At 64.9% G+C, this 17,543-nt stretch carries 11 protein-coding genes and 1 pseudogene; 4 read left to right on the top strand and 8 right to left on the bottom strand.

All coding sequences use genetic code 11. The features are described 5' to 3' along the window. The first annotated feature begins 341 nt into the window (after positions 1 to 341). Both ACSYG9_RS28035 and ACSYG9_RS28030 read left to right on the top strand, forming a co-directional pair. Complete coding sequence (locus ACSYG9_RS28035) at positions 342 to 1,013, top strand: hypothetical protein (protein WP_440127847.1); 672 nt, start codon at positions 342 to 344, stop codon at positions 1,011 to 1,013. A 1,128-nt stretch (positions 1,014 to 2,141) separates the two neighbouring features. Next, positions 2,142 to 3,134, top strand: a complete 993-nt coding sequence (locus ACSYG9_RS28030; protein WP_440127848.1) for a DUF4192 domain-containing protein — start codon at positions 2,142 to 2,144, stop codon at positions 3,132 to 3,134. 230 nt (positions 3,135 to 3,364) lie between these two features. Here ACSYG9_RS28030 and ACSYG9_RS28025 read toward each other — a convergent pair whose 3' ends face one another. Beyond that, entirely contained in the window at positions 3,365 to 3,529 is a 165-nt protein-coding gene (locus ACSYG9_RS28025; RefSeq protein ID WP_378563707.1) for a hypothetical protein, read from the bottom strand. A 326-nt stretch (positions 3,530 to 3,855) separates the two neighbouring features. Here ACSYG9_RS28025 and ACSYG9_RS28020 point away from each other — a divergent pair, with 326 nt between their 5' ends. Continuing rightward, positions 3,856 to 4,059, top strand: a complete 204-nt coding sequence (locus ACSYG9_RS28020; RefSeq protein WP_454843075.1) for a hypothetical protein — start codon at positions 3,856 to 3,858, stop codon at positions 4,057 to 4,059. Between the two features lie 98 nt (positions 4,060 to 4,157). Here the strand turns inward: ACSYG9_RS28020 and ACSYG9_RS28015 are convergent, their stop codons facing one another. Beyond that, a complete protein-coding gene (locus tag ACSYG9_RS28015; protein ID WP_440127849.1) occupies positions 4,158 to 4,643 on the bottom strand; it encodes a hypothetical protein in 486 nt (161 codons plus the stop codon). Between the two features lie 249 nt (positions 4,644 to 4,892). Between ACSYG9_RS28015 and mobF the strand changes: the two genes are divergently transcribed. Beyond that, positions 4,893 to 9,311, top strand: coding sequence for a MobF family relaxase (mobF, locus tag ACSYG9_RS28010; RefSeq protein WP_440127919.1), 4,419 nt, complete (start codon positions 4,893 to 4,895; stop codon positions 9,309 to 9,311). Between the two features lie 166 nt (positions 9,312 to 9,477). On the opposite strand, the gene ACSYG9_RS28005 is transcribed toward mobF, so the two are convergent. The 6 genes and pseudogenes from ACSYG9_RS28005 to ACSYG9_RS27980 all read right to left on the bottom strand — a co-directional run. Further along, on the bottom strand, positions 9,478 to 10,083 hold the full coding sequence (locus tag ACSYG9_RS28005) for a hypothetical protein (RefSeq protein ID WP_440127850.1): 606 nt from the start codon (positions 10,081 to 10,083) through the stop codon (positions 9,478 to 9,480). After that, positions 10,080 to 11,891, bottom strand: a complete 1,812-nt coding sequence (locus ACSYG9_RS28000; protein ID WP_440127851.1) for a TraM recognition domain-containing protein — start codon at positions 11,889 to 11,891, stop codon at positions 10,080 to 10,082. The genes ACSYG9_RS28005 and ACSYG9_RS28000 overlap by 4 nt, the downstream gene beginning before the upstream one ends. Next, entirely contained in the window at positions 11,888 to 13,381 is a 1,494-nt protein-coding gene (locus ACSYG9_RS27995; protein WP_440127852.1) for an ATP/GTP-binding protein, read from the bottom strand. The genes ACSYG9_RS28000 and ACSYG9_RS27995 overlap by 4 nt, the downstream gene beginning before the upstream one ends. After that, a complete protein-coding gene (locus ACSYG9_RS27990) occupies positions 13,381 to 14,973 on the bottom strand; it encodes a hypothetical protein (RefSeq protein WP_440127853.1) in 1,593 nt (530 codons plus the stop codon). Before ACSYG9_RS27990 ends, ACSYG9_RS27995 begins: the two co-directional genes overlap by 1 nt. Beyond that, a complete protein-coding gene (locus tag ACSYG9_RS27985) occupies positions 14,973 to 17,108 on the bottom strand; it encodes a hypothetical protein (RefSeq protein ID WP_454843074.1) in 2,136 nt (711 codons plus the stop codon). Before ACSYG9_RS27985 ends, ACSYG9_RS27990 begins: the two co-directional genes overlap by 1 nt. Positions 17,109 to 17,111: 3 nt before the next feature. Further along, a pseudogene (locus ACSYG9_RS27980) lies at positions 17,112 to 17,543 on the bottom strand (hypothetical protein); the annotation flags it as partial.

The raw sequence follows: 17,543 nt of genomic DNA, 5'->3' as shown, positions 1-17,543 counted from the left end.
ATTCCGAGTCGATGGGAGACACGCTGCGTCACTGAAACCGATGGTTGAGTGCACGCCTCGGGTCTATGGAACTGCGCGGGAGTGGCCGGCGGCCGGGAGGTGGCGAGGGATGCAGCCGAGACGGTAACCACCCCCTCTAGCTGTGTCGACAACCTTCGCTTCGGAACGTCTCAATTTTCGGCCCCCAGAGTGATCATCTAGCGGGCAAGGGTCGAGATCAGTCAGCTCGGTGATCAGGTCCGGCTCCGGGTACCACTCCAGCGGGTCTTCCCGCTGGAGTGGGACCGGGACTACCGTAAAACTGTCTGTAAGGCAAGCAAGGCCGTCAAAAAGGCAATGCAATGACGAAGCTCGCCCTCATCCTCGCACCCGCAACCCTCGTCGCCCTCGTCGCCTGTGGTACCGACAGCACTGAACCTCAGGTGGAGCCGTTCCCACCGCCAGTCGGGACCACTACCTTGACCACCGCGCCGCTCCCACCCCGCGCCACCGACGTCGTAATCGGCCAGGCGAACACCCTGACGCTGGGCAACGGCATCGAGATCGGTGTCACCTTCGACGCACTCACCCCCATGCCCGGATCCCAGTGCACCGGGATCGTGTACGACGGTGGGCCCGACAAACAGTTCCTGAGGGTCGACTACACGGTCCGCTCCGGCGACACCGTGCCGGACGACTACACCAGTATCTTCGGCTCGTTCCTGTGGAAGGTGCGCGGTGACGACGGCATCGTGATCGACGAGGCCGGAATGGATGAGGATGCCGGCTACTGCATCGACAGCGACGAGAAGGGAGCCGACTTCTACACATGGGAGACCAACTCGATCTACACGGCCTCGATCGTCCTGCCCCGCCAGGGGGACAGCGGCACGGTCATCCTGGAACCCTCGGACTACACCACCGAGGACCGGTTCGAGCTGAGGTACGGGGGACCTGCTGCACCGGACGTGATCTACGGCCCGATCGACTGTGAGACGGCGTCGCAAGAGGTGTGGATGGAGCACTGCAGATAACCTCCCGATTGCAGGCGCTACGCTCCTCCGAAACCTTCTCGTCGTCTGGGGCCGAAATCCTCATCGGGTACGCCCGATGCCTTCACCCAAGGGCGAGAAGGAAGGAATGGCCGAGGTCAAGAAGGCCGGCCGACTCAAAGGTAAGCAGCCGAAACTCTCGGCTCTGCAACACAAGCGACTGCTCGACGACTACGAATCCGGTCAGTACAGCGCCGCGCAGCTCTGCGAGGTCAGCGGGCTCTCGAGGTCGGCGATGTACGCGGCCCTGCCGCCGTGCGCGAGAAGAAGCCGTCCTCGCCCGCACCTGACGCGTTCACATCCGCGGCCAGCAGGCGCGGCACCGGCTGCGGTGCGGGGGAGTCCGGCTCGCGAGCCGATGTCACCGATCTCCGTCGACCGTCGGATCTTCTCTCGCCGGGGCACTGAGGATCCGAACCGTTGTCTTGACCGCCCTCCCAAGCCCCGAGAAACCCGACCACGTACTGCACCACATAGATCAACATGCGCCGAAGCATGGACCGCAGGTTCTCCACCCATCCTCAGCGCGAGCATTTCAGAAGCTGGACACCGAGTCATGTCGGCAAGGAAATAACCGGGGGCGATCCGCCCCCCGGACCCCCTTCCGGTCGAGGGCGGCATCAACGCAGACCCCGGTCCGGGGTCTGCTGCACATTCGGATGTGGGCCTCCCTGGCCTCGGGGCCGGCAAACGTATGCTCCCGCGGCCGGCGGACGGTGCCCCCTCGCCCTTGGCCGGTAGCGTGCCCCGGCCCGTCTGCCGACAGCGGCGGTCCACTGATCCCAGGGGCTCCGCCCCCGGACCCCCGACCTCACTCCCAAGGTCCCCGGTTCCCGCGTGCCCCTCGCCCGGACGCCGCACACGGCCCTACCGGACCCGCCGACCACCACGCAAGGGAAAACCCGCCCTTGCCCGGCGGCCACCGCGCCCGGTCCACCAGGCCACGCCGACCGACCGAGGAACCCGCTCCCACCTCAACCCCACACCACCCCCGACACCACAAAATCCCAGGTCAAAGCCCTAAAACGCTGTGACCACCATCACCAAAAAACACCAAAAAAGCACCTATTTAACATCGAAAAAGCACCAAAACAGATGTAAACTTGAGGCATGAACAACGCAGAGAACAACCCCACCACCGTCAACCTCGCCCAGTTCATCGCCAGCGTGCCCGCCATGCTCGGCATGATCCCCAACAACTCACTGGTCATCGCCACACTGACCCTCACCGGACGAGTCGGCGCCATCGCCCGCGTCGACCACGACACCGCCGCCGCCATCCGCGCCGTCGACACGCTCAAGCAAACAGCCCAGGCCGACGCCGTGAGCGTCGCACTGATCAGCGCCCACCCCAACGGCGACACCGCCGAGGACACACTCCTCGCCGCCACCAAGCGCGCCCACGCACTCGGTCTCGAGGTCCCCATCGCGACCGTCCTCAGCGAGTACACCGCCGGAGAATTCTTCTTCGACTTCCCCAGCGGCACCGCCGCCCACCTCGCCGACCCCCACACGAGCGCAGTAGCCACCGCCCGCATCGTCGCCGGAAGCGCACCCATTGCAGAGAGCCGCGACGCTCTCGCCGACGAACTCACCCCCGCAGACGACACCGCTGAATTGCTCGCCCGCCAATTCGACGCCCGCCACACCCGCGCCGAGTCCCCCCAAGCCACCGACACCGAAAACCTCGACACCTACCGCGCCGCCGTCACTGACCACCGCGCACTCACCCCCACCGAGGCCATCGCCCTCGCCGTCACCCTCGCCGACAACCCCCGCGCCCGCGACGTCGCTCTCTACTTCTCCCAGCCCACCGGCGCCGACGCGATCCTCACCGCCGCCGCCCGCCACACCGCCGGATACGCACGATTCGCCGTGCTATCCATCCTCGCCACCGTCGCCTACGCGAACGGAAACGGCGCACGCGCCGCCGTCGCACTCGAAGCGATCGAGGCCGAAGTCGCCCACGAAACCCAAATCCCCAAACTCGCCCTACTCATGCGCGCCGCAGTCGACAACGTCGTGCACCCCGACAAAGTGCAAACAGTCCTCGAAGCAGGCCGCACCGTACTACCCGAATTCGGATTCACCGACGAGAACTAAACCCCCACAGAACACACGAGGCCCCGCACCGATCCGGTGCGGGGCCTCGCCCCATCAACACACCACCACGCCCGGCCACCCGCACGCATGCGCATCGCCGACCTCGGGGCATCGAGCCCCTCGGCCGGCCCCTCCCGTGACACCTGCGCAGAACAGTCCACCCGGTGCCAGGCCGTCGCAACAATGCGCGCCGGTCACTGTCTCCGCGTCACAAGGATCAGGAAAGCCGATCAGATGTCCCAACCCTCCTTGGACTGCGCCACATCGACACCCGAAGACCGCCGGACGTCGAGAATCGGGATGCCCGCCACCGCAGCCTCGAGTGCTACGTCCGACACCGGCATCGCATCGAGCACCGCATCGAGCAATGCCGACTCCACCGCACTTCGCTGCATTCGAACTCCTAACGTCTGCGACCGCAACCGCCGAAACAGGCGCGGTCGACTTTCATCATCTGCGTTCGTCGATCCGGACGACGAGCATCGGGCTCGGCACCCGCCTGCCGACAGCATCGCCGACTACCACAGGGTGCCTTGAGTTCCTTCGTACAACGCCGCTTCGATCGCTTGTTGGCTCCAACCGTGCTTGAGAACGGCCTCCGCACCGCCCTGGAACGTCGAGCACGTTCGGCGCGGTCGGCACCGAACCACCATCGACGTCCACCGCCGCGACCTTTGCGGCCCATGTCCGACATGTTCTCCGAGGAGGTCGCCAGCACCACGTGCGCGAGGAATGGATCGCCGGTTCCTGTGTTGACGCACAGCGGATTGTCGCAACGCCGGTGCATCGCCACCTCATTCTCTTCCAACGCCCGGTCCAGTTCGAGGGCGAGCGCGTACCGGTGCGGGCGAACGACGATCTGTTGCCCGCCGCGAGAAATCCAGAAGCGCCCGTACCCGTCATCGCCCAGAGCGCCTACCCATAGATGGCAAGAATCCGGAGCCGGTCCGTACACGACGCGACGGAAAAATCGGGTCCGCTCGATCACATCACCCGGCTCCCGCCGCACGCCGCTGCTGACCTCTATTCGCTCGCAGCCGTCGAGTCAGGGACTGGGTCCGACGACGCAGGCGCCGCACTCGAGCTCGCCTGAGTGGACGACTCCCGGTCGATACTCTGATCGGGGTCAGTCGTCTTGCCCCGGCTGACAGTCTGCGCCGTCGACGCTCCCGCGCCTTCGCCCAGCTTCACCAAACGCCGAACAGTCGCCGCATCGAGACCCGCCAGATCCGAGATCGAGGTCGACGTCTCACCCCGTTCGGCAACCTTCGCGAGCGACCTTCCTGCCGCCAGCTCCGCGGTGTGCTTGCGCTTCTCGAAATCCTCAGTGACTTTGGCGATCGCGGCATCCCGCCGCTCCTCCGCCTTGTCGATCTTCGCGAGCGCCGCCAGCGCGCGCTCGAGGTCAGTCTGATTGTCGCTGATGCGTTTGAGCATTTCGGCTCGACGCTCCGACAGCTTCGATCGCGCCCGACTCCGAGCCGAAACAACCTTCGATTCGGTGCTCATTGAATCCCCCGACCCACTCACGCGACCTACCTTCCGAAGACAACAATCTCTCAAGATCGTAACCGGGCAGGCCGACATCATCCGGTAGTGACATGCAGCGAGCGCAGCTCGCCGGATTCGCCGTATCGGAATCTCACCCCCGTATGCACTCATGCAGCACAGAAAGGGGACACACCTCTTGCTGTTTTACAGATATTCGGGAGAGTTGCCGCCGACCAGCGTGATTCTGACGCTACGATCTTGATCGTGATGACCCTCCACGTCCTGCATGCAGCGGACGGCTACGAGTACCTGACACGTCAGGTAGCGACAGCCGACCGCGAGCGTGAACGTGGCGGAGAGCTGACCGACTACTACACCGCCCACGGCACCCCGCCCGGAGAATGGTTCGGCTCCGGACTCGACGGATTGAACGACACTCTCGACGATCTGCACGCCGACAGTCTCGGACGAATTAGCGCCGGTGATGAGGTCACCGAAGCCCAAATGAAGGCGCTCTTCGGTGAAGGACTGCACCCCGATGCCGACACCATCATCGAGGAATTGCAGCGTCGCGGAGTGCCATCAGAGGATGCGATCCGCCTCGCCCGCCTGGGTCGCAAGTTCCCCACCTTCAAGAACAATGTCGAGCTCATCACCCGGCACGCTGCCGAACTTGCGGAGTTCGTCGAGGCACACAATCGCGCCGCAACCGCAGAAGAATCGTCCGCGATCCTCGACCGGATCGCCGGAGGAATGTTCCAGGACAAGCACGGCCGCCCGGTCGCCAACGAAGCCGAACTTCGCAACTGGATCGCCCACGAGAAGGGAAAAGTTCGACACCCCGTGGCCGGACAAGATCTTGTATTTACCCCACCGAAGAGCGTATCGAGCCTGTGGGCCATCGCCCCGAACGATCTGCGCGTCGAGATCGAACGCATCGTTGACCAGACCGTAAAAGACACGCTGCTCTGGCTCGAACAGAACGCATGCTTCACCAGAGTGGGGCTCCGTAGTGAGGAGCAGATCGACGCCAACGGTTTCGTGGCCACGCTGTACAAGCACTTCGACTCCCGCGCCGGCGACCCGAACCTGCACACCCACGCGGTCGTCTCCATCAAGACGCAGGCCACCGAGGATGGAAAGTGGCGCGCAGTCGACGGGTCCACGCTCTTTCGCTTCGCCGTCTCCGCCTCACAACGTTTCAACGCCGAAGTCATGCAGCGAATGAACACCGAACTCGGCCTCGACCTCGCCACTCGACAGGTCGAACAAGGCAAGCAACCCATCGTGGAACTGGCCGCCATCCCGGCGGAAGTACTGAACATGTTCAGCTCCCGCCGCACCGCAATCGAGGCTCGCCGCGACGAACTAGTCGCCGACTACCGCGCCAAATATCAGCGAATGCCCACCGCCAAGGTGATGTACCAGCTCTACCAACAGGCCACTCTGGACACCCGAGAAGGCAAGGCCGAGCCGAAATCCCTGGCCGAAATGCGCGCCGAATGGCGCACCCGAGCCGCCGACCTGCTCGGCGGACATGCAGCTCTCGATCAACTTGTTCACGACGCACTCTCCACCGATCACGCCGCACAGCCGGAAGGCCGCAGCCTCGACAACGATGCCCGTGCGGTACTGACCAAACTCGAGTCCAAGCGGTCCCGCTGGCAGCTCCCGCACGTACTTTCCGCCGCCCAAGCGCACCTGGCCGGACAGAAGTTCCCCAGCATCGACACGTACCGCACGGCCATCGACCAGCTCACCGCGCGAGTATTGGAGCTCTCGGTCACCACTCCCCGGACGGAACTTCCCGCCACACCGAGACGACTATGCCGCCGCGACGGCGACTTCGTCCTGTCCCACCACGGCAGCCACAAGCACAGCTCCCAGACCTTGCTCGACGCCGAATCCATGATGATCTCGGCGACCAGCGAGCCCACCGTCTTCACCGCCCGAACCACCACAATCACGTCCGTCTACGAGCAGATGCGCACCGACACTGGACGCGACCTCAACGCTGGACAACGCACCCTGACCGAACACTTCCTACAATCCGGGGCGCTACTTGCCACCGGAATCGGCCCCGCAGGCACCGGAAAAACCACCAGCATGAAGGCTGTTGTCGACGCGTGGAAGGCCGAAGGACACAACGTCATCGCCCTTGCCCCCTCGGCTGTTGCAGCGGACACTCTCGGCGAAGAAGTTGGTGTTCCTGGCCTGACCCTGGCCTCGCTGACCTTCCCCTGGCGCGGACTCATCGGCAATCGTCCCGGCACCATCACCAGCCGAGTCGACATTGCACCGGGCACCATGCTGCTCGTCGACGAAGCCTCCCTCGCCTCCACCCTCGACCTCGCTGCCGTCGTCGACATCGCCAAAGAACGTGGTGCCGTCGTGCGTCTTGTCGGCGATCCCGCGCAGCTCGACGCCGTGGAAACCGGCGGCCTGCTGCGCTACCTGGCCGAGCACACCGACGCACCCCAGCTGACCACCGTCGTCCGGTTCGGCGACGACATCGCCCAGGCCGAGAACTCACTGCTGCTGCGCTCCGGCGACAGCACCGGCCTGGATCTGCTCTACGAACGCGAGCTCGTGCGCGAGGGAACACGCGAAGAAATGATCGGCCACGCAGTGCAGAACTACCTGCACGACCTCGCCGACGGAAAAGACTCCCTCGTCATGCTGCCCACCCGCGAAGACGTGCGAGCAGCGAACCTACAAGTCCAAACCGCCCGCCAGCACGACCGAACCGCCGACACCACCGTGGTGATCGAGCTGTCCGACGAGCTTCGAGCCGGTCGCGGAGACATCGTGCTCACCCGCGAGAACCGCCACGATCTGGTCCCCTCCGGCGGCAAGAAAGCCGGGGCCTTCGTCCGCAACGGCGACTTGTGGGAGGTCGTCGACGTACTACCCGACCGCGGCGCGTTGACCGTGCGCCACCTCGAACACGGCGGCGTGATCACCCTGCCGGCCGACTACATCACCAGCCGGGTCGAGCTCGGCTACGCCTCCACCGTGCACCGCGCCCAGGGCGTCACCGTCGACACCGCACACACAGTCACCACCCCCGGCATGGACTGCTCCGGCCTCTACGTCGCCGTCACCCGAGCCCGCACCGACAACCATCTCTACGTCCCCGTCGACGTCGACGTCGACCAGGACACCGAGCGTCCACACCTGGCAGACAAGAACATCTCGACCGGCCGAATGATCCTCGAGACCATCGTGGCCACCGACAACAGCCACCGCACCGCCACCGAAGAACTCGCCGAACAAGCCGCCCACGCGGCCGACCCGGAACGCCTGCGCGAGGCATACCTCGCCGCACAGCGACGCCTGCGCGACGACGCACTCGACACAGAAATGCGCCGCACTCTGCCCGAGCCGATCGTGCGCATGGTCGACGGAACGGAAGGATGGGCGCGACTACGACAGGTGCTCGCCGACGCCCACGACCACGGATACAGTGCCCGCGCCGTGCTCGGCGAAACCGTCGCCATCGGCCCGCTGCGGGGTGCGAAGGACGTCGGCGCGGTCCTGGCCCACCGTGCCCGCACCATCGTTGGACAGTTCCACGACCATCCGGCGTTGCCGCCGCTGCCGATCCGCAGTCTCCTCGACACCGATACCGAGATGTACGAGTTCGCGGTCGAATGCGCCCGCCGCTACACCGAGGCCACCGACCACGCCGCCGCCGACGACACCGGAATCGGCGAGGTGATCCGCCGCTACCGCGACACCTCCGCGCTACTCGAAACGCAGCGAGTCCGCACCCTCGCCACTGCCGCATTCGGAGAAGAGACCGGCAACCGGATCGCTGCGGAAGCCTCCGCACGCCTGCTTGCCCGCCAGTTCCACCGCGCCGTCCAAGCCGGTATTGACCCGATCAACCTGCTCACCTGGCACCGCGAGCGACTGACCGAACAGGGCATCGACATCACCGCCGCTGCACTGCGCTCCGACATGGCCCGCCCGTTGACCGAGCTGATTGCCCGCCGAAACGGTGAGTGGCTCGAGGCGCACCACGACACCATCGCGGAGCACCTGCCCACCCTCGCCTTGCAGACCGACGACGAGCGGGCACACACCATCGCCGGACGTATCGAACACATCCACCACATCAGCGGTGCCACCGTCGACGAGATCGTCACCGACCTCGCACAACGGGCCGGGGCCACCGCCCCGGCGACCACATTGCTCGCCGAACTCGACCGCATCGCCGCCGACGGCCGCGACTTCACCCACCCCGACGCACCCGAGTGGATCGTCGCGCCCGTCTCCGGCGCCGACACCATCGACGCCGACCTCGCCCAGCAGATCCGCCAGGACTACCAGACCATCACCGACCTGCACCGCGACTACCGCGACCAGCTCACCGACGACACCGCCCCGACCTGGGCACAGTCGAGCCTCGGCCCCTGCCCGAACGATCCAGAAAACGCTGACCTGTGGCGGGCGACCATCGCCGATGCCGCCGCCTACCGCAGCGCCCACCACGTCACCGACGACGCCACCCTCGCCGGTGGCCGGCCGAACGACCGCCGCACTGGACTGGACTGGACTCATATCGAACGCCACCGCAGCCAACTGCTTGAACAGCAGAAGCGTCAGCAGCACAGCGCCCACCCCATACCGCAGCACCAGCCCGACATGGCGCACACCGCGCAGCGCACACGACGAGTGTGACCGTAGAGACAAAGACACGGCTTCGATCTGGACGGGGGGATGCCAGATCGAAGCCGTATCGGTGTTGTGGTGGCCGGTCGCGGCACCTGGGCGGGCACTTCCGCTGCCGCCACCATCCCCGAGAAAAAGACCAGGTGGTGAGCCAGGCCTGTATCCCTCGGCAGTCTTATTTCCTCACGTATGCCTCCCTATCGTCCGACCACTGCCACACGTGACCGTCGTATGACACTGGTCCGAACTCATCATCGGCATCGACCGGATCCGCGTCACCGGAATCGATCAGATCGACCATCTGCGCTGCATCGATCGTCGTAGCCGTCGAGCCCCCCACCGAACCGGTGGCAGCGACCGCTGCCGCAATCGGTGTCGGCCGCGCCGCGACGTCCGCCGCGATCCACTCCTGCACCCCGTCGAACAGCGTGACCTGCACTGTCGGTGGTTCGCAGCTCCCGTCGATGCAGTCCGCGAACTCGTCCGAGTTCGTCGCCAAACGCTGCAACAACGGCATATACACCTGGTAGTGCCAGCTTCCCGGCGACCACGAATGCGTCGCATCCTCGGCAAGCTGCTCGTAGGCCACCTTGTGCGCCGACATCGCCGCAGTGAGCTCCTCGACCATCTTCGGATGCCGGTACCAGCAACTTTTGATCCGATCGGTCAGCCGATAGCAGCCGCGAAACCACTCCACCCAGTCGATCAGCTCGACCCACAACGCCTGCGCTTGCTCCTGGTCAAGATGCCGCCACGACAACCGTCCCGGCTTGTAGCTCACCCGATCACCACCTCACCCCTTGCGCACGACCACGCCCAATCAGGCAGCTCGCCCGTCTCGCAGATCCACTCGTAGACCTCCCGCGACTCGAGCACGCGCTTCTTCCAGTGCTCGATGTTCCACACCAGCGGCAGGTGGAGCAGGATCGGAGCCGATCCGCGATAGATCATCAACGCCTGATCGGCGGGCATCCCCCGAATCTCGGAGTCGGCCATCACCTTCCTCTGGCGGGGAGCCTGCTTCGGTGACCACCACTCCTCGCGCTCGCCCGTCAGCCGGGAAATCTGCTCGAGTTCGTTCACGTCACCGAGGCCGGGCAGAACGATCCGCACCGGCGAGTTCGTCGTGAACATCTTCCCCGCGCTCATACCCCACCGCCGGATGTTCTGTTCCTGACCGTGAGAGAACGCCCAGATCGAGATACCCCGACCCCCAGAGTCGGTGATCTTGTCCGGCAGATCCGGGATCGGAGCGACGTTGTTGACCTCATCGAGCACCAGCCGCACCGGAGGATCGAACCGCTCATCAGGGAATTCCCGCGAAATCTCTTTGGCCAGGTAATACACCTCAGCTGCCAATGCCGAGACGATCGGCGCGCTCGAACCGGACGAGCCCTCCGAAAGCAGATACAGCGTCCCACCGGCACGGATCAACTTCTCGATATCGACCGACTCGACCGCCGTGACATTGACCGCCGCCATCAGCTTCGGCGAGGCCAGCGGGTCGAGCAGCGTCGAGACCGTCGACATCACATCATCGACCGAATCGGAGCCGGACCCGCCGAGCTGGGAGTACTCCACGCTCCACGTCGGCAGATCCCGGTCCAAAATCTCCTTGACCTTCGGCACCTGCCGCTGCATCGCCCACCGGTAGAACACCGTCACATCACCACCGGACACCGCCGCCGCATACAGACAACACCGCAGATACTTCGCCGCGTTCGCCGAGAAATAGCCGCCGTTCTTGGTATCTCCGAGCGGAACAGCTTGCACCAACGCATCCGCACGCCGAATCGCAGTGTCCGGGTCACCGCAGCCAGCCAACAGCGACCACCGCATCGGCGTCGGCCACCGCGTGATGCCCTCCGGGTCGAACACCTCGACCGGCCCGACCGCCAACCGCTGCCCAACCGAGGACCACAACAGATCCGGCTTCGTCGTCGTGGCCAGCACGAACCCGACCGACTCGACGATCCGCTGCCAAGCCAAACGCCAGCTCTTACCCGACCCGGTCGGCCCCTCCACCAGCGCGCCGTCCCGGTACTGGGTGAACACCTCGGCATCGGTGCCGTGCTCGCCGTAGAGTGCGCCGACCCGTGTCGCCACCACGTGCGCGTCGAGCTTGCGGGCCGGTGTATCACTCAGGCTCGGCCGATTCGCCTTGGCCGCCTTGACCGCGCTCTTGCGATCCAAACCCCGCCGCCGCAGCTCTGTCGGGTCCGCGAAACCTTGCTGTCGGCGACGTGTGGCGCGTTGACGTGCGGAGATCTCGCCGACGATCATCACCACCGCGGTCATGTAGAGCAACATCGCCACGACCAGACATACCCATGTCGCGGTCGCCGAGCCCGGCCGATCGCCTTCCGGCCAGCCCACGGTCGGATCCCCCGGGGTGAGGATCAACGCCCGCATCACCGACAGCGACCCGTAGAGCCCCTCCGGCCACACCAGACCCGCGCCGGTGACCACCCCGGCGGCTGCGCCGCCGACGTACACCGTCCACAAAACACCACCTACCAGCGCCACGACCGGGCCGGTCCCGACCGGGATCACCGGCCGCGCCGGCCTCATCTCTGGACGTTCGGTCACTGCGCCGCCCCCACCAGATCAGCGATCGCTTCCGACTCGAGCGTGTCGGGCAGGCGGATCTGCTCAACCAGCATGGTCGACTCGCCGCGAATGACCTCATCGGTGTCGGTCAGCGCAATCTCCAACGGAGACCGTTCGTGCTTCATCAGCACCGGATCGGACTTGCCCATCACCACGAGGCACTGGCCCTTGTGCATCGACATCAGCAGATCAACGCAGTATTCGGGCAGGTGATACATCCGCACCGTCTGCTCGGCATCATCGACGCGATCCTGCCCGTACAAGAACACGATGCCCGCTTCCTGCATCAACGCCCGAGCCGGAGAATCCGGAGGCAGGTCCGCGATGTGGTGGAACGCCGAGACTGTCGAGAGTCCGAGACCGCGCGAGAGCTTCATATTGTCGCGGAAGACCTTGCCGGTCGATCCTTCGGCGATGTGCCAGCCCTCTTCGACAATCAACACCGTCTGCTTACGCTCGGACGACCTCGCGGCCAGCACATTCGACAGCCACGTATTGATGACCGTCATCACCACCCGCAGCGCGGGGCCTTTGTTCGGCAGCTCGGAAACGTCGAAGTGCACAAGCGGATGATCGAGCGCATTGCGAACATCGGCCGAGGTCGGCTGATCGACCAGCCCGCGTAGATCACCGTCGCAGAGCTGCCGCAGCGCCAAACCCGGATCACGCCCCCACCGGCGCGACTCTTCTGCCCACACCTCACCGAACGCCTCGGTCGCCTCGTCGGGAGTGGACAACAACAGGTCGGCGACGTCGCGGAGAATCGGCTCGGTGCCGGTCTGACGCGCCCGTTCGTTGACCAGCCGCAACGCCAGGTTCAGCGCCGCGATCTCCGTTTGCACCAGCGTGCGCTGCATCGTGTCTTCGAGGACAGCGGCGATCAACACCTCCTGACCTGCGGGCACGATGCCGCCCGACGTGGTCACCGACGACGAAATCGCCGGGTCCATCAGATTCAGACGTGCCCCATCGCCGCCGGTCTTGAATTTGATCGACGGCACCCCGAGCGCTTTCGCCAGCTCGGTGTACTCGCCACCTCGATCGCCTTGACGCTTCTTGTCGATCACCACGACCTGCCGGCCCGCCGCGATCTGCCGCAGCCCGAGAGCGGTCTTGATCAGCGAGGACTTCGCCTTACCGATATCGCCGACCACCGCGACGTTGATGTTCTCGATCTCGCTGCCGTACAGGGCGAAAGGATCGGTAATGACCAGCGCATTCGACATCAGGTTCCGGCCGGAGACCAGCCCTTCATGGCGCACGTTCTTGCGGGTGGTCGCCAAATTCAGCGCCTCAGACTGCCGGGTCGTCGACCACACCCCCTCAGGGCGAGGCTCATACCAACCCCACCGATCGAGCCATTTATTGCGCTTCGGTGCCCGCCTCCGCGGAACAACGGCCGAGGCAGTCTCCGCGCTCTCCGGAAATGTCGACGTAGCGGGCTTCCTGCGACTGCGTAGTGACGGCATCAGATCCCCTTGATCCGTGTGAACTTCGTGGCCGCCAACCCGCGGCCGAGTGGCACCGTGAGAAATTGCGCAACATCGTGGCTGTCGTCGTACCAGGTGAATTCCTTGATCGCGGCCTGGTCAGCGGCCTGCTCGAGCCGCGCACACGCCCGCATCACCGCATCCTCATCCGGCGCGGTGACCGCTACAGCCATCGACCAAATCACCCCGTGGTGGCCCGATCCCGGCTTGAGATCTTCCCGGCGCCGCATCGACGCCGACGCCATGACCTCCGAGGCCCCGTCGGTGACCTGCCCCTTCTTGCGTTCTTTGTACTGGCGCGCCGCATCCTCGGTCGCATCCTTGCGCGCTGCCTGCCGAGCCTTGACCGCATCGACGAAATCCATCCGCACCTTGACCGTGCGAATCGTCGGCTGCGCCGGTACCCCGTCCACCGGATCACCGGGGTCCGGATCGACGCCGGTCAACAGCGGCGAGAGCCATTCTGCGTGCAACGGGATCGGCTCGATTGACCCGGGCCGGATCAACCCGACACGGGTGTCCCAACGGTCCGACACCCGCACCGACAGATCCCCACCGACATAGGACGGCCAGCAGTTCTCCCAGCTGGCACCACGATGGGCATCGAGCGCGTAAGACGGATCGAGCATCGCCCGGAACACCGCACAGGCCCGTTGCTGGCCGAGCACCTGCACCTGCCCGAGCCGAGCAGCCTGTAGGGCACCGACCGCCCGCATCGTCTCGTCAACGATGACCTGGCCAATAGCAGCCTTGACGCTCACGTCCTTACGCTTGGACACCGCCCCGGCCGCTGACAACAGCTCGATCGACTTCGGGAAGATCAACGTCGCGTAGCAACGATGCTCCTCCGACTCGGGAGCCAAGTTGTCGATGAGCTGGCCGTAGGACTCGATCGCAGGCAGCACCCGGTCCACGTGCGGGTTCGCTTTGACGACACCTTCCATCCACGCCACATGCGGAGTCAGATCCGCCGGCACCGACCGATGCACCATTTCCAGGCCCCGGATCAGCGAGGACCGGCGAGCGAAGGACGCCGCCGCCCGCGAAAACGCCTGCGAGGTCACCGCCCACTCCGCCGCACCGCGGAGCCCCTCAGCCAGCCCTTGGATCGACAGAACCACCGAGTAGTAGTTGTTGTCGCCAGGGGTCTTGTGCTCGAGGATGAACATGTCATCGAGGCCGGTGTCGGTCAGATCCAGCGGTACGACGTCACCCAGCGGCACCGGAAGCTCCCAGCCCGGATCCGCCCCAGCCACCCCGTACAACTCGTCACCCTGGGTACGGAAGATGTGCTCACCGGCCTTGCGTCGCAGCCGGTCACGCAGTCGGCGCAGCTTCTCTGCGGCCCACGATCGGCGACCGTTGATGTCGGTGGTCGCACCCAACGTGGCGGCCACCACCGCAAGGACACCGCCCAAGGTCCAGATCGTCGATCCGAAATTGAGGAAGAGCAAAATGGAGAGCACCAACGCCGCTGCGTACGCAGCGAGCACCGGCTCGGGAACGGGGATCAATCCCCGACGAGCAATCTCCGAGCCGAGGATCGACGTGCGCTGCTCACTGTCACTCATCACTGACCTCCTGTGTTGTCGGCCTGTTCAGGGGCGTTCTGCGCTGCCTGCGCCGCCTTGTTCAGCGCTGCGCCGCCAACGGTGCCAGCCACCATGACCGCACCGACCCCGGCCGTCGCGAGCGTGCCCGACGCACCCTTGGCCGCGGACATGAGCTTGCGTGAGTGTGCGCCGCCGTGACCGCTGCCGCTATGACCTGCGGCAGCACCCGAGTGGTGGGACGCGGACCCTCCGGAGTGGTGCGTCGACCCGCTCGACGACGAATGCGAGCTCCCCCCACCGCCACCACCGCCGGACGGCGACGGTGCGGCACTTGCCGATCGTGCCGAGGCGATCTCACCGCCACCTCCACCACCGCCATGCCGCCCCATCATCGCCATCTGAGCGGTCTGCAACGTGTTGCCCAACCCCTCACCGGTCGCAGATCCCGTGTCGCCGAACCCTTCCGAATCCTCGCTCGACGGCATGAACGGGGCGTACTTGAGCAGCGACCACGGGGCCAATCCGACCAGGCCGATGCACACTGCTGTCATCGCCAATGCTCCGAGCGAGGCGAGGTCGCCACCGACGTAGGCACCCGAGCTGCTGTCGATCAACACAGCGGTCAAAAACCCGAGGCCGAGAAAGATGACCGGCTTGGAGAACACGATCGAGACGAACACGAAGATCGGCCGCATAGCCTTCTTCCGCTGGACGGGATGAATCCACAGCCCGAAAGCAACTCCAGCCAGACCCGCCAGGATCGGCAATGCCGCGGCATGCATCAACATGCCGAAGAACAAGCTCAGCGCGCCGAGGAACAGCAAACCGAAGAACACGATCGCGGCGATAGGGCCGCCGACCAGGGTGTCCTCGGTGATACCTCCGAGCATTGTCGACACCGACACCACGGCCTGCTCCATGTCCTGCTTCAGCAGACCGGACAGCACTGTGGTGAGACCGTGCGAGAGCTGGACCAGCAGCTCTGCGGCGGCCGGCGCGAACATCATGCACACCAGCCCCATGGGCGCGTATCCGATGAGGCTGTAGGCCAGTTCCATTCGGGTCGACTTCTGCGTGGACGTGCGGTAGATCGTGAAGAACGCGGTGATCGACATAACCAATACGCCTATGCCGCAACTGATCGCGTACCACTTCAGGAAATTCTCATCACGAGGATTGAACTCGCTGATGTTCGACAACCCCTCGAGGACCGAGGTGGTCAGTGACACCGCGCTTTCCTTGGTGCTGTTCGCCCAGTCGTCGATCACACTGCCGGGATCACTGATGAACGCGATCGTCGCGGCCGCGTTGTCAATACCCGCGAGTCCTGCGCTGACGCCGAGCTTGATGTGCAACGGCGTGACCGCCTCGAGGACGACCCCACCGAGGTTTGCCAGGTCCACGAACCTGTCAGCGATGTCCTTGTTCTGTTCCTTCCAGTTCCAGATCCCGCCGAACATCTTGCCTATTTGGATATTCCAACCACGGCACTGGTTCACATTGTTAAGTGCGTTTGCCTTGTCGCAGTCCAGGAAATATGCACGGTTGCAGAGCATCTCGTGATCGCTGCATGGATTTTCGAAGATGTCGTCAGGCAGGTTGTCCACATACTCCTGCTGCTTCATCAAGTCTATGGACGCGGCATCAGGCTGGGTAGCCCAGGTGAAACTCCAGTGGTTTCCGGCCGGTGCGGACCACTTCGCCAGATCACCGGCGCACATGCCCTTCGGCGGCGAGTACCTGTCGTCGCCAGAGGGGTAGGAGTCGGGCCAGTTGGTCGGCTCCTTACCGTCGAGCACGGCTTGGCGGGCTTCGTCCTCCGAGACACCCATCAGCTCCGAGTATTGAGCGGCGCGCTGCGTTACCGGCGCGGCCCAGTACATGATCCGCTGGTCATAGCGGAGGTACTGGCCGAGATACAGACCGTAGTCGCCACCCTTGTCCGCGCACTCCGGATCGGTCGACCACCCGGCCGCGTCGAACTCCGGGTGACCAGGGAAGAACTGCTTCAGCTCTTCGGGCATCCCGGCGGGCCACCCCTCAGCGGCGGCATCGAGCGGCTGCGCCAACGCCGGTGTAGCACTCGATGCCAGCGCCAGCGTCGCCAGCGTCGCCAGCAACGCCGCAAGAAATGTACGGACAAGGGTTCGCATCAGCTACTCCACGAAGAAGGTGTAGAGGCCGTTTGCACCGAACTCGGCCAGCGTGGAATCCCCTTCGGGGAACGACACCTCGGACGGTTCGGGGCCAGTGCGGAATGACCAGTCGACCGCCTTCCAGTCCTCGTTCTCCCACTGCACGGTCACGGTCGTCGTTGCCCAGATCGTGATGACGCTGACGTTGCCGGTGCCGCTCAGGTCGTTTTGACTTGCAGAGACCGCCCATACCGACACCACCGCGCGGTCGTCTGAATAGTCGGTGACGTTCACCAAGGCCGGGAGGACGTTCATCACCGTCTCCTCGGCCTGCGATGCGCTGTCGTCGAGAACAGCGGTCAAGGCATCGGTCGCCTCGCTGCCCACCAGATTGCTCTTCGCATCTTCGGCGGTGATGCGTCCCAGAGACACCTGGTTCGCTACCTGGATGAA

Source organism: Rhodococcus sp. SJ-2, assembly GCF_053750035.1.
This window is presented reverse-complemented; position numbering and strand designations above follow the sequence as displayed.